A 14,976-nucleotide genomic window follows, 5' to 3' on the forward strand; every position below is an offset into this window, starting at 1 on the left:
AGGGATTGTGTTTTTGACCTATATTAGCCTTTTAACCCCAAAACCAGCACCCGTTTTCTATGAAAAGGATTCTTTACTCAATTTTTTTCTCCTTCTTTCTTTCTTCTTTCCTGCCTTCCTTGGCTCAGACCATCGTCCAGCGCGACCCGGCTATTGCCCAGATGGTCGAACAGGTGTCAGCCGATAGCCTCAAAGCTCATGTAGAAAAACTCGTAAGTTTCGGGACGCGCCAAACCCTGAGCGGTACGCAGGGCAAGCGGGGTATTGTACCTGCCCGGGAGTGGATTCTGAGCAAGTTCCAGGAATACGGCAAGCAGTCCAGTGGACGGCTGACGGCTACCATCGACACCTGGACGCTCCAGCCCGATGGCCGCCGCGTGGATAAAGCGGTGGAAATGGGCAACGTCATGGCGACGCTCAAAGGTACCGATCCGGCGGATGATCGCATTTTTCTGGTCAGCGGGCACATGGACAGCCGCGTGAGTAACGTCATGAACAGTACCGACGACGCGCCCGGAGCCAACGACGATGGCTCCGGTACGGCAGCGGTCATCGAACTGGTACGGGTGATGAGTAAGCAGGCTTTCCCCGCCACGATTATTTTCGTGACGGTATGCGGCGAAGAGCAAGGCCTGCTGGGCGCGGATCATCTGGCCCAACGGGCCGTGGACGAAAAGTGGAACCTGGAAGCCCTGCTCAACAACGACATCATGGGCTCTAATAACAGCCATGATACGCACATCATCGACAACACCATCGTACGGATATTCAGTGAAGGACTTTCGGGTTTTGAAACCGACAAAACGGCTGCTTCGGTACGGCAATACGGACTGGAAAATGACGGCAAAGCCCGGACCCTGGCCCGCTACGTGAAGGAGGTAGGTGAGCGCTACGTCGATCAGCTGGAAGTACGGATGATATACCGCAACGACCGTTACCTGCGCGGCGGTGACCATACACCCTACGTCAACCGGGGATTTGCGGCAGTCAGGATTACCGAAATGAATGAGAATTTCCAGCACCAACACCAGGACTTGCGTACTGAAAACGGCATTGAATACGGCGATAAAGTCGAGCACATGGACTTCGAGTACCTGCGCAAGAATACGGCCATGAACCTGGCCAACCTGAGTAACCTGGCCAAATCGCCCATGCAGCCCCAAAATGTCACGATGGACGTACGCAGCCTGTCAAATACGACTAAGCTCTACTGGCAGGCGCCTAAAACGGGTAAGGTGAAGGGGTACTATATTTTGATGCGTGAGACGCACTGGCCTACCTGGCAAAAGAAAATTTTTACCGACAAGCTAGGTGCCGAGCTACCCTATTCCAAAGACAACTACTTCTTTGCAGTGCAGGCCGTCAGCGAAGATGGCAACGAAGGTTTGCCCGTAATTCCCAAGCCTGGTATGCGTTGAGTAGGGTACCTTCACCTAGAATTGAGCCGTTTTCTGCTATTGATCTTCTTCGATTTTCAGTTTTATCGTATAGGCTTCCTTGGAAGGATTTGCGCCCGACAGGCGAGGGTAGGGGGCAATTTCCGTCAGGATAAGTCTGTACTTTGCCTGATCAACATTGACCGTAGCGGTGTCGGTTTCTCGGAAGCCGGTCTTGGGATAAAGTGAATTACAATCACCCAGGCACATCTGGATGCGCTGGGGCTCCGCAGTAGCGGCGGCTTTTATATCCAGGTCCACGATTGCATTGCCGGCCCACACGCAGGTGGCACCTTCGGGACAACGGCTATCCGCTACTTCGGCAAAAGTCAGCGTAGTAGGATTGTCAGATGTCAGGCTGACCGTTTCGTGGTAGCGGATTGTTTTTTCGACGGCTTGGGCAGTAATGGAATCAGATTTACAGGAGATAAGCAATAGGCTAGCTCCCAATAGTAAGGTGGTATATTTCATGGCTGATGTGAATTAAGGTATTGTTTGGATTTTTAGTTTGACAATGTACTTTTCTTTCGGAACGGGATTCTCAGAACTTCGATAGGTAGGGCTGACGACTTCGATAAATTCTATTAAATACGTTGTTCCGTCCAAACTGACCTGAGCTTTCTGAAGCTCACTCCCTTGTCCCAAAATGAGCTTTAATGTCTTTTCGTATTTGGCTGATCTGAGCCCTAGGTCAATTACAACACTTCCGCCCCAGATGCATAAAAGCTCTTGAGGACAACGGCCGTCTTCCACTCCGGCAAATGTCAGTTCACCGTTTGGCAATTCGATGGACTCCTTGTACTTGATAACTTTCTCGACAGGCTTTGGGCCAATCCGGTCGGATTGGCAGGAAAAGAATATCAGGCCAATCCCCAAAAGCAGCGTAAAGTGTTTCATGGTCGTCCGTTTTTTATTCAAGACCCAAGGGAAGGCAAAAGGGTTGGAAGGTCAAAACAGAAAAATATTACCCCATTTTGTGCGGATTCATGCAGTCAATGCCCTCGATATTCTTAAAATCTTTGGTATTTCGGGTGATGATTGTAAGATCGTGTACCAAAGCAGTAGCGGCAATAATGGCATCGCCTAATTTTAGCTTCTGATAAGTTTTGCGCAACTCGATGGTTTTGACTGCGATATCGTCGTCAATATAGTAGGTTGTCGCCAAGTCAAGGAATTCTTTGAGTTTTTGCATTTGAGGTACTAAACCGTTGAAGCCAAGTACTTCAATTCGCACGACAATGGAGGTATTCAAATTGCTGTCTAAAATTCTATCCAATGCCAAAGCAGACTTGACAGGTAGTTTATCTTCAATATAATCAATAACCGCATTGGAATCTATGGGATGTCTCTGTCCCATTCTGCTCTCGCTTTTTTAGTATATTCCCTCAACTGTTCAGCTGTTTCTGAGGAAATAGCCCCCCTAAAATCCGAAGGCTTTTTCTTTGACTTTTCTACCTTCTTCACTTCTTCGTACCGGTCTTTAATTTTATTCCAATCCTCGATCGGGATTATAACTGAGGTGGTTTTTCCCTGGGAATCGGAAACATACTGTACGTCCATGACTTTCAGATTTATAATAAGCGCGGTATTACCAACTCTCGGATCTCTCTAAGTATCACAAAATTAACGAAAAAACCGTTCCATTACCTACTTCCGAGCTGACGACCAGATTGCCGTTATGCTGCTGGAGAATTTGCCTCGACAGGCTCAGTCCAATGCCCGAGCCGGTTTTCTTGGTGGTGTAAAATGGAATGAAGATTTTTTCCAGCGCTTCGGGTTCGATGCCGTAGCCATTGTCCCGGATACTGATGGATACCTTCTGATTGTCGGTCAGGAAAGCCTGGATGTCGATGAGTCGATGGGCCTGCTCACGGACGGCCTCCAGAGCGTTTTTGATCAGGTTGATGAGTACCTGCTGCAGTTGGTCGGCATCACCGACTAACACCAGATTCTCCGGCAATACTTCCGATTTCCAAAGTACCCCGGCGGCCGTCAGGTCAGCCTGTAATAGCTGGAGTACTTCCTGGATGAGCTCTTGTACCGGAATCGTCCGCATGTTGGGTTTGGGTAGGGTGGTAAAATCGCGGTAGGCGTTCACGAACTTCATCATGCCCTGGCTGCGCTTTTCCAGCGTTTGGAGTGCTTCCTTCAAATCCTCAACAGCCTCCTGGTTGGTGGTGGTTTTTTCGATATCCTCATCGACAATCAGCCGCATGGTACCTACCAGCGACACGATGGGCGTCATGGAGTTCATGATTTCGTGGCGCAGTACCCGGGTCAGGTTCTGCCAGGCTTCCACTTCTTTTTGTTGCAGCTCAGTGCCGATATTCTGCAGCGCCACGATGCGCACCCAAGAACCGCGCATCTGAATGGCCGTTGCCTGGATCGCCAGTGGCTGGTCGTTGGGCGTTTGGTAGAGCTCCCGCACGCCGGTCTCGAGTTGTGAAAGTAAATCGTAGAGGCGTGGGTGGGTTTCTTCCAGATCGCTCAGTTGGCGGAGCCGGTAAATTTCCAGCATCCGTAGCGCGGCACTGTTGACCAGATTTACCTTGCCATCAGCATCGAAGGTGATCAGGCCGGTACCGATGTGCTGCACGATGGTATTGAGGTAATGCAAGTTGGCTTCCTTTTCGGCGCGGGCCTGTCGAAAGGCCATCAGTACTTCGTTAAATTGCTGGTTAAGCTCCTGGAAGGTATCGCCCATGGCGTTGTCGGAGCGGAACTTAATGGTGAAATCGGAATACCGCACCGATTCCAGGAAGCGTACAAACTTACGGTTGAAAGACGTCACGTAGCGGTACAGCCCGTTTCCCAGGAAGAAAACGAGGATCATCATCATCATGACCAGCATGCCGTTGGGTACTGGCTGCGACAGGAGGTACCCCAATCCCAGCCCGGCTAATACCAGCAGCAGTACCCGCCAAAGAAGTCCGATAGAGAAATGTTTCAATTATTGTTTTATGTTTTTTGTTGAATTGTTTAAACGTTCGGCGCGGGCCGTCGCAGTGTTGAATTGTTTTTCGATAGGTGCGTTTGTTCTTTTGAAAAGTACCACTTTGTGCCTCTGCCACTCTTTTACAATCCATACTTCTCCAGCCGCCGGTACAAGGCCGCTCTGCTCAACCCCAGTTCGCGGGCGGCATCGGTGATGTTGCCATTGTAGCGTTTCAGGGCTTTTACGATCATGTTTTTTTCCATGTCTTCCAGATCGAAAGCCGTGGCAGCGGCAGGCTCAGAACCGGCGTTCTTCAAAAATAGATCGTCGGGCTGCAGCACTTTTTCCTGGGCCAGAATCACGGCCCGTTCGACGGCGTGCTGCAATTCGCGGATATTTCCGGGCCAGGTATACTGTTGCATTTTTTTAATAAGCGCACTGCTTATGGAGGTTACCGGGCGGTTGTATTTTTTTCTGAACTGTTTCAAATAAAATTCCGCCAGTGGTGCAATGTCGTCGGGGCGCTCGCGCAGGGGAGGTAGTTCCAGTTCGATGGTGTTGATGCGGTACAGCAAATCCTGCCGGAAACTCCGGTTGGCCACCATATCGTCGATGTCGCGGTTGGTGGCGCAGATCAACCGTACATCCACGGCCACCGGGCGGTTGGAGCCTACCCGCGTCACCCGTCTTTCCTGAATCACCGTTAGGAGCTTCGCTTGCAGAGCCAGGGGTAGGTTCCCGATTTCGTCCAGAAAAATGGTACCCCCCTGCGCTTCTTCAAAACGCCCGGCGCGGTCGTCTCGAGCATCCGTGAAGGCTCCCTTGACATGACCGAACAGTTCACTTTCAAACAGATTTTCGCTCAAAGCTCCCAAATCCACGCATACGAATGGTTTCTGGGTCCGGAGCGATCTTTCATGGATGTGCCTGGCCAGTTGGGTTTTGCCCGTACCATTCTCTCCCAAAATGAGTACATTGGCATCCGTTGGGGCCACGCGCTCGGCGGTTTCAAGTACCATCTGCATGGAGGTACTCTGGGCGATAAGGTTGGATTGTGGTGCTTTGGAAGGCAAGGTGTCTTCGGTATCACCTTCGGCCTTGCGGCTGTCCATCGCTTTTTCCAGCGTAGCCAGTAGCTTGTCATTCTCCCAGGGTTTCAGTACGAAATCCGTGGCACCAGCTTTGATGGCCCGTACCGCCATCTCCACGTCCCCATAGGCCGTCACCATAATGACGGTCATTTTTGGAGAAAGATCCAGGATGCGGTCGAGCCATTGGAAACCTTCGCGGCCGCTGCTCACATCGCGGGTAAAATTCATATCAAGCAGCACAATGTCGTAATTGCCGTTATTGATAAGAAATGGGATTTTTTCGGGATTCTTCTCAATGTCCACGTGTTTGAGGTGTCGTTTGAGGAGCAGCTTGGCGGCGCTCAGTACATCAACGTCATCGTCGACAATGAGCAGTTTGGCTTCGGAGAGTTGCATTTGGATCTTTTTTAGTCGAAAGCTGAACCGCACCGGCGGCCCGGCGTAAAGTTCGTAAGATTTACGCGAAGTCGGCAGAAAGGTTTACATGCTCTCCGCGTCTGCCCGGTTCAGGCAGGCATGCTTCAATAAATATGCCGCTCAAATCACGATTTGCTAAGGTATTAACAAAGAAAGAGTTAGAAAAGGACACTGGAAAGTACACTGTCCATTGCCGAACAAAAGTGTTCGATAATGAACAATAATCAAAGCGCAATGATTGTATTTTTGGTTGAAAATCAGCAATTTACATTATGTCTTGTCCTCTGGCACAGGGATTGGACATACCTTGGCAAATACAAAAAGTATATAGCAGCAAAAGCATTTTCAACTATCAATGATCCACTACAATAAATGGCTACTGATCTGAAATCATCTCCATTAGGGACACCACTTACCAAACCCGACTCCAATCTCGGACAAGCGGGCATGGACCGTAACAAGAAAAAGAAATTCTGGAATACCCGGCGCATAGGCTACCTCGTAGCGGGTGTGCTGTTGGTATCCTTCATACTGTACCAATTGATTTGGGCCGATAAACGCTCCAAACTGAACGTGGAGCAGGATAAAGTGACAATATCGACGGTAAGCCAGGGCGAATTCGACGAATTCATTGTGGTGACGGGCGTGGTGCAACCGTTGAAAACCATTCAGCTCGACGCCATCGTGGGCGGCTATGTCACTCAGAAAATGGTGGAAGGCGGCAACATGGTCAAAGAGGGCGAGGTACTGCTGAAACTCGAAAACCAGAGCCTGAAACTCAACTTCCTGCAATCGGAAACGGAGGCCAGCCGTCTGGTAAACGATTTGCAAAATACCCGTCAACGCCTTCGCGTCGAACGCTTTAATCTACAAAAAGCACTGAGTGAACTGGATTTCCAGATTGCTCAGGCCAAAGATGCCCACCTTCGCAACGAGCAACTTTTCCGGGACAAAGTCATTCCCGAAGCGGACTACCTCAAGACCAAGCGTGACTACGAAAAACTGGTCCAGCAACGCGATATTGAAGTTGAATCACAAAAATACCAGGAAGAAAACGCCAAAATGCAGATTTCGCAATTGGAAGGTACCCTCGCTAACACGCAGAAAAACGTGGCGCTCTGGCGGCAGACGCTGGATAACCTGGTGGTAAAAGCACCCGTGCGCGGCCTGCTATCCTCCATGAACGTCGAGGTAGGTTCCAACATCAATCAGGGTCAGAACATCGGGCAAATCGACGACCTCGACGGATTCAAGATGCGCGTGGATGTAGACGAACACTACATTTCCCGGATTTTCGTGGGCCTGGCGGGTAGCATGGATTTCGACGGGCAGCCTTACGGTCTGGAAATCGTAAAAATCTATCCCGAAGTCCGGAGCGGTCGCTTTGAAGTCGATATGCGCTTTACCAAAGGGGCCCCCGAGCGCATCAAGCGCGGTCAGTCGGCACCTATTCGCCTTCAACTCGGTCAGCCCTCCAAGGCTACCCTACTTCCCGTCGGTGGTTTCTTCTCCGACACGGGCGGCAACTGGGTGTATGTCGTGGATGAAAGTGGCAACCGTGCTACAAAACGAAACATAACCCTGGGCCGGAAGAATCCTGAATACTACGAGGTTCTCGAAGGTCTGAAGCCCGGTGAAAAGGTCATCACCAGTTCCTACGAAAACTTTGGTGATAACGAAGTGCTGGAATTTTAACGGCAGAGACACAAGGAAAAAACGTAAATACCAAAGCCTTTGCGGTTCATAAAAACAACGATAAACAAATCCCAAATACCTAAAAACTATGCTTGACATAAAAAACCTCCAAAAAGTATTTTCCACCGAGGAAGTGGAAACCACCGCCCTGAACGGCATCGACCTGGAAATTAAGGACGGCGAGTTTGTAGCCATTATGGGCCCTTCGGGTTGTGGTAAATCCACGCTTTTGAATATCCTCGGGCTTTTGGACAATCCGAGCGAAGGCTCCTACAAATTTTACGAAACCGAGGTAGCCAATATGTCGGAGCGGCAGCGGGCGCAGATCCGGAAGGGAAATATTGGTTTTGTGTTCCAGAGCTTCAACCTGATCGACGAGCTGACGGTCTATGAAAACGTGGAACTGCCGTTGCTCTACCTACAGACTCCTGCCGATGAGCGCAAGCAGCGCGTAGAGGCAGCCCTTGAGCGCATGAGCATGATGCACCGTCGCAACCACTTTCCGCAGCAGCTTTCCGGTGGTCAGCAGCAGCGCACGGCCATTGCCCGGGCCGTGGTAGCTACCCCCAAGATCATTCTGGCGGATGAGCCGACGGGTAACCTCGACTCCAAGAATGGTGAAGAGGTAATGAATCTATTAAAACAACTCAATGAAGCGGGTACCACCATCATTATGGTGACGCACTCACCCTATGATGCCGGTTTTGCCCACCGCACGGTGAATCTGTTTGACGGGAAAGTCGTGACCGAGAAGGTACATATTTAGCTTTTGACGCGGTTTTTAGGGTTAAAAGGTTAATGGATAACGGTTAACGGACATAGACAACCTCAGAGGTATGTCAGAAAGGCCGTTTAGCCGTTATCCCGTCCTTAACCAAGTCTGGATTTTGAGTAAAAAATGTAAACCACGATTGTATTTTTTTATGTGGACAAACTATCTCAAAATCGCTTGGCGGAATTTGCTGCGACATAGAAACTACTCACTGTTGAACATGGCCGGGTTGGCTGTGGGGCTTGCGAGTTCGGTGTTGATTTTGCTTTGGGTGAATTACGAAGTCAGCCATGACCAGTTTCATGCCCGACACGACCGGATATACCGGATCATGCTGAACCTATCGTCTCCCTCGAATGAAACGCAGACCTATGATGCGGTGCCGATGCCTATGGCGGAGGAAATAAAAGCCAAGGTACCTGGAGTCGAACGGGCAACGCGTTATTCGTGGGGAGAGCGGTCTCTGTTTTCCTTCGGCGAAAAATCGATAATAGAGGAGGGACGAGCTGCCGAACCCGATTTTCTGAAGATATTTAGCTTCGAGCTTCTGGAAGGTGACCCCGCGACGGCGCTCACCGAACCTAACACACTGCTGCTGACCCAGCGGTTGGCTCGTAAGTATTTCGGCGATACGAATCCGATTGGAAAACAGATTCAATTGGAGCGGGCCGAAACCTACCGGATAGTTGGCGTGATCGCCGATATTCCTCCCAATTCATCGCTTAATTTCGGGTACCTGCGTCCCTTTCGAACCGAAGAACTGCAATCGACAAACTGGGGAGAAAATAATATCCAGCTGTTCACACTGCTGGCCCCAGAAGCCAGCCCGGCCGCGGTTCAGACGCAGCTTCAGCGAATAGTCCAGCGGCAACTACCTACCTTGAAAAACCGCACCTACTTTCTTCAGTCACTCAACGATTGGTACCTCCGCTCTAACTTCAAAAACGGAAAATACAGCGGCAATGGACGGATTGTTTACGTTTGGCTTTTTGCCCTGGTCGCAGGATTCATTATACTAATCGCGGGAATCAATTTTGTGAATCTTTCTACCGCCCGGGCTACTCAGCGAGCCAAAGAGGTGGGAGTCCGTAAGGTAGCCGGAGCAAGTCGGGGTACATTGGTTGGCCAGTTCCTGAGCGAGTCCTTTGTGCTAACGGGGATAGCGGGTATAGTAGCTATCGGACTGGTTTTAACGGCGCTCCCTTTTTACAACGAGCTTTTCGAAAAAAACAACTCTGGCGCACCCGCCGAATTACTTATTTCCATCGATTGGCACGATCCACGCTACTACGTAGCCTATGGGGCAATTCTGGCACTATTGGGACTATCGGCAGGTCTGTATCCGGCTTTTGTCATGTCGTCTTTTCAACCAGCACGGGTGCTGAAAGGTATACGCGATAAGCAGAGTCAAAATACGATTCGGTTGCGTGAATCTCTGGTAGTCGTGCAATTTGTTTGTTCCATTCTACTTCTGGCTGGGACGATCGTGATTTATCGACAAATTCAGTTTATTCAAAATATTAACCTCGGTTATCAGAAAGACAATGTAGTGTATTTCAGCACAGGAAATATTGACATTGCTACTATTGAACCCATCCTGGAAGCGTTCGCCCAAACACCTGGCGTACAAAACCTCACCAGAGCGAACACCGATTTTTTAGGCGTTGCCAGGGCCACCTACCCCGACTGGCCTGGTCAAACTTCCAGCGCACGAGCCTTGACTGGTGTTCTGAATGGAGATGAAGACCTGCTCGCCACGATGGGTATTCAACTTAAAGCCGGACGGGACTTTTCGCATTCCTTTGGCACCGATTCGGCCAATGTTTTACTCAACGAAGAAGCCGTAAAGCAGTTCGGTTTTAAAAATCCGGTGGGTCATCCGATTACGGTAGATGGCATTTCCGGATCGGTAATCGGAGTTGTCAAAAATTTTCACCTGACTACTGTTCATTCCCGTATCGAGCCACTAATCATCCGGTGCCAGCCGCTGGAAACGCATCTCCTTTTTGCCCGCCTCGATGGGCGAAATATCCCGGGTACCTTAAGAGCAATGGAACAAATCTACCAGAAGCTAAACCCAGGTTTTCCGCTGAATTTCTCATTTCTGGATCAGAGCTACGATTCGATGTACCGTAGCGAGCGTCAGGTTAGTACACTAGCAAAATGGTTTACAGGACTGACACTCTTTATTTCCTGCCTCGGCCTCTTCGGCCTCGCCACCTTCACCGCCGAAACCCGTACTAAAGAAATCGGCGTCCGCAAGGTACTTGGAGCAAGTGTAGTCAGCATCGTTACGCTACTTTCCAAGGATTTTCTCAAACTTGTATTGATTGCCATGGTCATAGCTTCGCCCATCGCCTGGTATGCCATGAACGAATGGCTATCGGATTTTGCCTATAAAATCGACATAAGTTGGTGGGTATTTGCTTTGGCGGGCGGGCGGGCCGTGGGTATTGCACTATTAACAGTAAGTTTCCAAAGCGTGAAGGCGGCATTGATGAATCCGGTGAAGTCGTTGCGCAGCGAGTAATTGCTATTTTAATAGTAGAATAATTCTATTCAAAACCTCAAGATATGTTAGCTAACTACCTCAAAATCGCCTGGCGGAATCTGAGACAGCAAAAGCTGTACAGCCTAATCAACATCGGAAGCCTGTCGGTAGCGATCAGCGCGGCCTTGCTGATTATGATGTGGGTGCAGAATGAATTGCGCTTTGATCGGGATGTGCCCAATGCTGAGCGGATATACTTAATAAGAAACGAGCAACGGTCAAACAATGACGAAAGCTGGATCACATTGAGTAGCCCCTATCCTTTGGGCAAAACGATCGCGCAGCGTTTTCCGGAAGTAGAAGAAATGAGTCAGTTAACCCGTTCGTCCGGAGGAATGATTAGCCTGTACGTCGACGATCAGGCATTTACAGAGGATTACGTTGCCTATGTGGGAAAACAGTGGTTTGAGTTGCTTCACTACAAATTTGAGTTTGGGAGCTCTACTGATTTTTACCAACATCCGTACAGCGTGATTCTAACTGAATCGAAAGCTAAAAAAATGTTTGGCAGGGTGGATGTCATGGACAGAACCATACGAATGGATTCCACGGATTTTATCGTGCGGGGCGTGATCAAGGACAATCCGTTACATTCGAGTTTCCAATTCGATATTCTGTTTCCGATAGCCTCCCAATTGAACTCCGAGGAGAGACTCAAGGAAGCGGATAACTGGCGATATAATACGCACTATACTATTGTGCAGCTACATCCGGACACCAACCCAAAAGCTACTGCCGGAAAGATCGACCAGCTTTACGCGGCTAACCGCCCGAAAGAGAGCTGGATGGGTACGATGAGTGCCACCATGCTACCGCTCTTGGACCTTCATTTTACCAACAATATTGCAAGATCGGTTTTTCCGCATGGCGAGCGCAGTACGGTAGAGATATTTGCGGTGCTAGCCTTCTTGTTGCTGGCAGCAGCTTGCGTTAATTATGTCAATTTGGCTATTGCCCGCACTGGGATGCGATCTAAGGAAATCGGTATGAGAAAAATCGCCGGGGCCAGCCGTCGCCAACTGTTTTTTCAGATTATCGCCGAGTGCGTGCTGGTCAGCCTTTTGGCTTTGGGAGTAGCTATGGTTATTGTTCTTACCAGTCTTCCGTCTTTCAACGCTTTTACAGAACAAAACTTTCTGTTCAATCCATTAGAGCCATACACTGGTGCGCTATTACTGGGATGTTGGCTCGTGATGTTACTGCTCATCAGCATCTATCCGGCTTTACTTATCTCCTCAATCAACCCGCTGAACATGTTCCAGGGGATTGGTTTTTTACAGATAAAGCCCTCCTCTTTCCGACAAATTCTGACCGTCGGACAGTTTAGTATGGCTGTGGTGATGATCGTAGGTACCGTCATTGTATATTGGCAATTCACCTTTATGCAACAGCAACACAAAGGCTATACTAGTAGCCAGTTGCTCACGGTGCAAGTACCGAGGGAGCGGATCACCATTTCCAGTTTTGAGGAATCGGTAGCTTACGGTGAGAAACTAAAATCTCGTGTACAGTCTCTGAAAAAAGAACTGCAATCCCAATCGTCTATTCGCCACGTTGTTCGCCTGAATACGGAGACAATCATAAACAACGGTCATTTTACCTCAGGAGGGGTAGACTGGGATGGCCGTGCTCCTGACTTTCATCCAGAGTACGTTGATTTTGGAGCGGACGAAGATTTGAATAAAATTATGAAGTTTGAATTTGTCGAAGGGCGTTGGTTCGATCCTCAGATAAGCTCGGATAAAGAAAATACCGTACTGAACGAAACGGCTGTGAAGCGATTTGGTCTGACTCCACCCGTCGTGGGAAAACGGTTCGATGATGGCGTAGTCATTGGTGTGGTAAAGGATTTCTACCATCAAAACATGCATGAGAAAATTGCTCCTGTCGTCCTCCGCGCTAATGCCCCGAACTGCTCCTCTTTCCTGATCGAAACGCAACCGGGGCAGGTAACTAATGCTTTGGGAGTGATTCTATCCTCCTTCGAAGAACGTTTTCTTGGTACGCCTTTCAAATACGCATTCATGGATCAGGAATTCGATCAGCTTTATAGACAAGATAAGAAGGCTTTGCAATTCACCTTGGTTTTCTCCGGTCTTAGTATTCTGATTTCGTGCGTAGGTTTACTGGGTATGGTAACGCTCTCGACCGAGCAACGCACCAAAGAAATCGGCATCCGCAAGGTACTTGGCGCGAGCGTGGCGAGTATCGTCGCGTTGCTTTCCCAAGATTTCATGAAACTCGTTCTAATAGCCATCGTCATTGCTTCGCCCATTGCCTGGTATGCCATGCGGACGTGGCTGTCGGATTTTGCCTACAAAATCGACATAGAGTGGTGGTACTTTGCTTTGGCGGGCGGGCTGGCCGTGGGCATCGCGCTGCTTACGGTGAGTTTTCAGAGCATAAAGGCGGCGCTGATGAATCCGGTGAAGTCGCTGCGTAGCGAGTGACTGTTAACCCCGAAATGATTTCACTTCATGACCGTAAGTCTTGTTTCAATTCGCTGACGCAGGTAGTAATCCGCCAGCATCAGTAGGCTGAGCGCAATGATGGTGAGTGGGTAGAAAATAGGGACTATTTCGAGTTGGGTCGTGATACTCATCAGCAGAATATCCATGCCGGATTGGGCGGATTGAGTAGTTGCCGGAGTAGCGAGCAGGGAGCAACCGACAAGCAAAAGTACCACCGAGGCAGCAATCAGGTACCAGGTTCGCCGGGGGATGATCGGTGCTACTTTTGTGGCATGAAGCACCTCTACCTCACCCATAATGCGACGGCTAAAATCCGGGGAAGGGTGCTCTACCAAACCCGGATGTCCGAGCAGCACCTGCACGGCTGTTTCGTTGGCTGCCGCCTGCCGGGCCTCCGCCTGTACCAGTCTCATGGTACTTTCGGTAAAATCCGCAGAGGGGCGCTCTGGGGCAGCATGCTGCATAAGTTTTTTAAAGGTGTCTTCCCTATCGTTTTTCATACGCTAATGGGTTGTGCAGGTACGATCCGGTTTTCATAACAAAAACCGTAATTGTTGTTCCAGTGTTTTTCTTGCCCGGAATAATTTTACTTTAATATTCGATTCTGACAAGCCCGTGATTTCTGCCATTTCCCGAATGGAATTTTCATTAAGGTAGTAGAGTGTTATAAGTACCCCATCGATTGAGGGTAGTCTGCCAATGGCCTCGCGGATGTACGTTTGCTTTTCCATTGTCTCAAGAATATCCAACGGTGGTACTGTATCGTCGGTATCATCGATTCCCTCTTCCATGGGATAAGCAGGTATCCGTTGCTTCTGTAGTTTCGAAAGACAAGTCCGGTAAATGATGGTGTACAGCCAGGTAGAGAATTTCGATTTGCCTTCAAACGAATGAAGCTGCTGATACGCTTTCACGAAACCTTCCTGCGCGGCATCTTCGGCGTCTTCGGCCTGCCGCATGATCCGTAAGGCAATCGTGTACGCCATATCCTGGTATTTATCGACAAGGTACCTATAGGCAGCAGAGTCTCCTTTTTTGACTTTATCAATGTATACCTGCTCCTCGGATGGCTGCATTGTGGTTGCGTGGGAATGCGTTCTCCCTGTTTAGACCGGATATTTCTGTGCAAGGTTACAGTCGGGAAGGTTTTTTATTTTTTTCCGGAATCTGTAACCCCGCATCCCAACGGCCCGTCTTATGGGGTATACTCTACGGACTTAATTTTTACTACCTATGAATGACATGGATGATCTGAAACATATTATAATCTCGGTCAGCGCTTTCGCAGGAATATTCGGAATCGTGTACGTGTTCATGATGACCCGCTACAAAGAACGTATGGCCATGATCGAACGAAAAGTGGATGCTTCGTTACTTGACTCCACCCGTAAATCGCTTTCTCCCACGCTGAAATTCGGTATGCTGTTCGTAGGGATCGCCATCGGAATCATCGTTGCATCAGCACTCAATCGCTGGTACAGCCTGAGCATGGGCATGTCCCTATTAGCCATGGTATTCCTGTTCGGAGGAATCAGTCTGATTCTCAATTTTATCATCGAACGCAGGTTGGAAAAATAACTTTCATGCCATTTCCTTCCTAGCCGGACT

14 protein-coding genes are annotated in these 14,976 nt (G+C 49.3%); 6 read left to right on the plus strand and 8 right to left on the minus strand.

Annotated elements, in window-relative coordinates; all coding sequences use genetic code 11:
* Nucleotides 1-59: 59 nt before the first annotated feature.
* Nucleotides 60-1,418 (plus strand): M28 family metallopeptidase, encoded by a 1,359-nt coding sequence (locus tag GBK04_RS15635; protein WP_152761221.1) that lies wholly within the window; start codon nucleotides 60-62, stop codon nucleotides 1,416-1,418.
* A 36-nt stretch (nucleotides 1,419-1,454) separates the two neighbouring features.
* On the opposite strand, the gene GBK04_RS15640 is transcribed toward GBK04_RS15635, so the two are convergent.
* The 6 genes from GBK04_RS15640 to GBK04_RS15665 all read right to left on the minus strand — a co-directional run bounded on the left by GBK04_RS15640 (nucleotide 1,455) and on the right by GBK04_RS15665 (nucleotide 5,858).
* The gene (locus tag GBK04_RS15640) at nucleotides 1,455-1,907 is read right to left on the minus strand and encodes a hypothetical protein (protein WP_152761223.1); all 453 of its coding nucleotides are present in this window, start codon (nucleotides 1,905-1,907) and stop codon (nucleotides 1,455-1,457) included.
* A gap of 12 nt (nucleotides 1,908-1,919) precedes the next feature.
* Complete coding sequence (locus tag GBK04_RS15645) at nucleotides 1,920-2,333, minus strand: hypothetical protein (protein WP_152761225.1); 414 nt, start codon at nucleotides 2,331-2,333, stop codon at nucleotides 1,920-1,922.
* A 67-nt stretch (nucleotides 2,334-2,400) separates the two neighbouring features.
* Entirely contained in the window at nucleotides 2,401-2,793 is a 393-nt protein-coding gene (locus tag GBK04_RS15650) for a type II toxin-antitoxin system VapC family toxin (protein ID WP_152761226.1), read from the minus strand.
* Nucleotides 2,772-2,996, minus strand: coding sequence for a hypothetical protein (locus GBK04_RS15655; protein ID WP_152761227.1), 225 nt, complete (start codon nucleotides 2,994-2,996; stop codon nucleotides 2,772-2,774). Before GBK04_RS15655 ends, GBK04_RS15650 begins: the two co-directional genes overlap by 22 nt.
* 55 nt (nucleotides 2,997-3,051) lie before the next feature.
* Entirely contained in the window at nucleotides 3,052-4,386 is a 1,335-nt protein-coding gene (locus GBK04_RS15660; protein ID WP_152761228.1) for a sensor histidine kinase, read from the minus strand.
* Nucleotides 4,387-4,511: 125 nt separating this feature from the next.
* Nucleotides 4,512-5,858: a sigma-54-dependent transcriptional regulator gene (locus tag GBK04_RS15665; protein ID WP_152761230.1), complete on the minus strand. Its 1,347-nt coding sequence runs from the start codon at nucleotides 5,856-5,858 to the stop codon at nucleotides 4,512-4,514.
* Nucleotides 5,859-6,326: 468 nt separating this feature from the next.
* On the opposite strand from GBK04_RS15665, the gene GBK04_RS15670 reads away from it, so the two are divergent.
* The 4 genes from GBK04_RS15670 to GBK04_RS15685 all read left to right on the plus strand — a co-directional run bounded on the left by GBK04_RS15670 (nucleotide 6,327) and on the right by GBK04_RS15685 (nucleotide 13,347).
* On the plus strand, nucleotides 6,327-7,574 hold the full coding sequence (locus GBK04_RS15670) for an efflux RND transporter periplasmic adaptor subunit (protein ID WP_152766152.1): 1,248 nt from the start codon (nucleotides 6,327-6,329) through the stop codon (nucleotides 7,572-7,574).
* An 88-nt stretch (nucleotides 7,575-7,662) separates the two neighbouring features.
* Nucleotides 7,663-8,340, plus strand: coding sequence for an ABC transporter ATP-binding protein (locus GBK04_RS15675; protein WP_152761232.1), 678 nt, complete (start codon nucleotides 7,663-7,665; stop codon nucleotides 8,338-8,340).
* A gap of 193 nt (nucleotides 8,341-8,533) precedes the next feature.
* Nucleotides 8,534-10,876, plus strand: coding sequence for an ABC transporter permease (locus GBK04_RS15680; protein WP_373331017.1), 2,343 nt, complete (start codon nucleotides 8,534-8,536; stop codon nucleotides 10,874-10,876).
* A gap of 44 nt (nucleotides 10,877-10,920) precedes the next feature.
* Nucleotides 10,921-13,347, plus strand: coding sequence for an ABC transporter permease (locus GBK04_RS15685; protein WP_152761236.1), 2,427 nt, complete (start codon nucleotides 10,921-10,923; stop codon nucleotides 13,345-13,347).
* A 20-nt stretch (nucleotides 13,348-13,367) separates the two neighbouring features.
* Here the strand turns inward: GBK04_RS15685 and GBK04_RS15690 are convergent, their stop codons facing one another.
* Together GBK04_RS15690 and GBK04_RS15695 are read right to left on the minus strand one after the other, a co-directional pair.
* Nucleotides 13,368-13,868 carry a hypothetical protein gene (locus tag GBK04_RS15690; protein ID WP_152761238.1) on the minus strand — a complete coding sequence of 167 codons (501 nt, stop codon included), beginning with the start codon at nucleotides 13,866-13,868 and terminating at the stop codon, nucleotides 13,368-13,370.
* A gap of 33 nt (nucleotides 13,869-13,901) precedes the next feature.
* The gene (locus GBK04_RS15695) at nucleotides 13,902-14,444 is read right to left on the minus strand and encodes an RNA polymerase sigma factor (RefSeq protein WP_152761240.1); all 543 of its coding nucleotides are present in this window, start codon (nucleotides 14,442-14,444) and stop codon (nucleotides 13,902-13,904) included.
* A 157-nt stretch (nucleotides 14,445-14,601) separates the two neighbouring features.
* Between GBK04_RS15695 and GBK04_RS15700 the strand changes: the two genes are divergently transcribed.
* Nucleotides 14,602-14,946 carry a DUF6249 domain-containing protein gene (locus tag GBK04_RS15700; RefSeq protein WP_373331018.1) on the plus strand — a complete coding sequence of 115 codons (345 nt, stop codon included), beginning with the start codon at nucleotides 14,602-14,604 and terminating at the stop codon, nucleotides 14,944-14,946.
* Nucleotides 14,947-14,976: the final 30 nt, after the last annotated feature.

The organism is Salmonirosea aquatica (assembly GCF_009296315.1).
Taxonomy (GTDB): Bacteria; Bacteroidota; Bacteroidia; order Cytophagales; family Spirosomataceae; genus Salmonirosea; species Salmonirosea aquatica.

Bases quoted from the DNA above. Each gene is read 5' to 3' on its own strand.
- GBK04_RS15645 (WP_152761225.1), bottom strand. From the start codon at position 2,333: ATGAAACACTTTACGCTGCTTTTGGGGATTGGCCTGATATTCTTTTCC.
- GBK04_RS15675 (WP_152761232.1), top strand. From the start codon at position 7,663: ATGCTTGACATAAAAAACCTCCAAAAAGTATTTTCCACCGAGGAAGTG.
- GBK04_RS15690 (WP_152761238.1), bottom strand. From the start codon at position 13,868: ATGAAAAACGATAGGGAAGACACCTTTAAAAAACTTATGCAGCATGCT.
- GBK04_RS15635 (WP_152761221.1), top strand. From the start codon at position 60: ATGAAAAGGATTCTTTACTCAATTTTTTTCTCCTTCTTTCTTTCTTCT.
- GBK04_RS15700 (WP_373331018.1), top strand. From the start codon at position 14,602: ATGAATGACATGGATGATCTGAAACATATTATAATCTCGGTCAGCGCT.
- GBK04_RS15650 (WP_152761226.1), bottom strand. From the start codon at position 2,793: ATGGGACAGAGACATCCCATAGATTCCAATGCGGTTATTGATTATATT.
- GBK04_RS15665 (WP_152761230.1), bottom strand. From the start codon at position 5,858: ATGCAACTCTCCGAAGCCAAACTGCTCATTGTCGACGATGACGTTGAT.
- GBK04_RS15695 (WP_152761240.1), bottom strand. From the start codon at position 14,444: ATGCAGCCATCCGAGGAGCAGGTATACATTGATAAAGTCAAAAAAGGA.
- GBK04_RS15685 (WP_152761236.1), top strand. From the start codon at position 10,921: ATGTTAGCTAACTACCTCAAAATCGCCTGGCGGAATCTGAGACAGCAA.
- GBK04_RS15640 (WP_152761223.1), bottom strand. From the start codon at position 1,907: ATGAAATATACCACCTTACTATTGGGAGCTAGCCTATTGCTTATCTCC.
- GBK04_RS15670 (WP_152766152.1), top strand. From the start codon at position 6,327: ATGGACCGTAACAAGAAAAAGAAATTCTGGAATACCCGGCGCATAGGC.
- GBK04_RS15655 (WP_152761227.1), bottom strand. From the start codon at position 2,996: ATGGACGTACAGTATGTTTCCGATTCCCAGGGAAAAACCACCTCAGTT.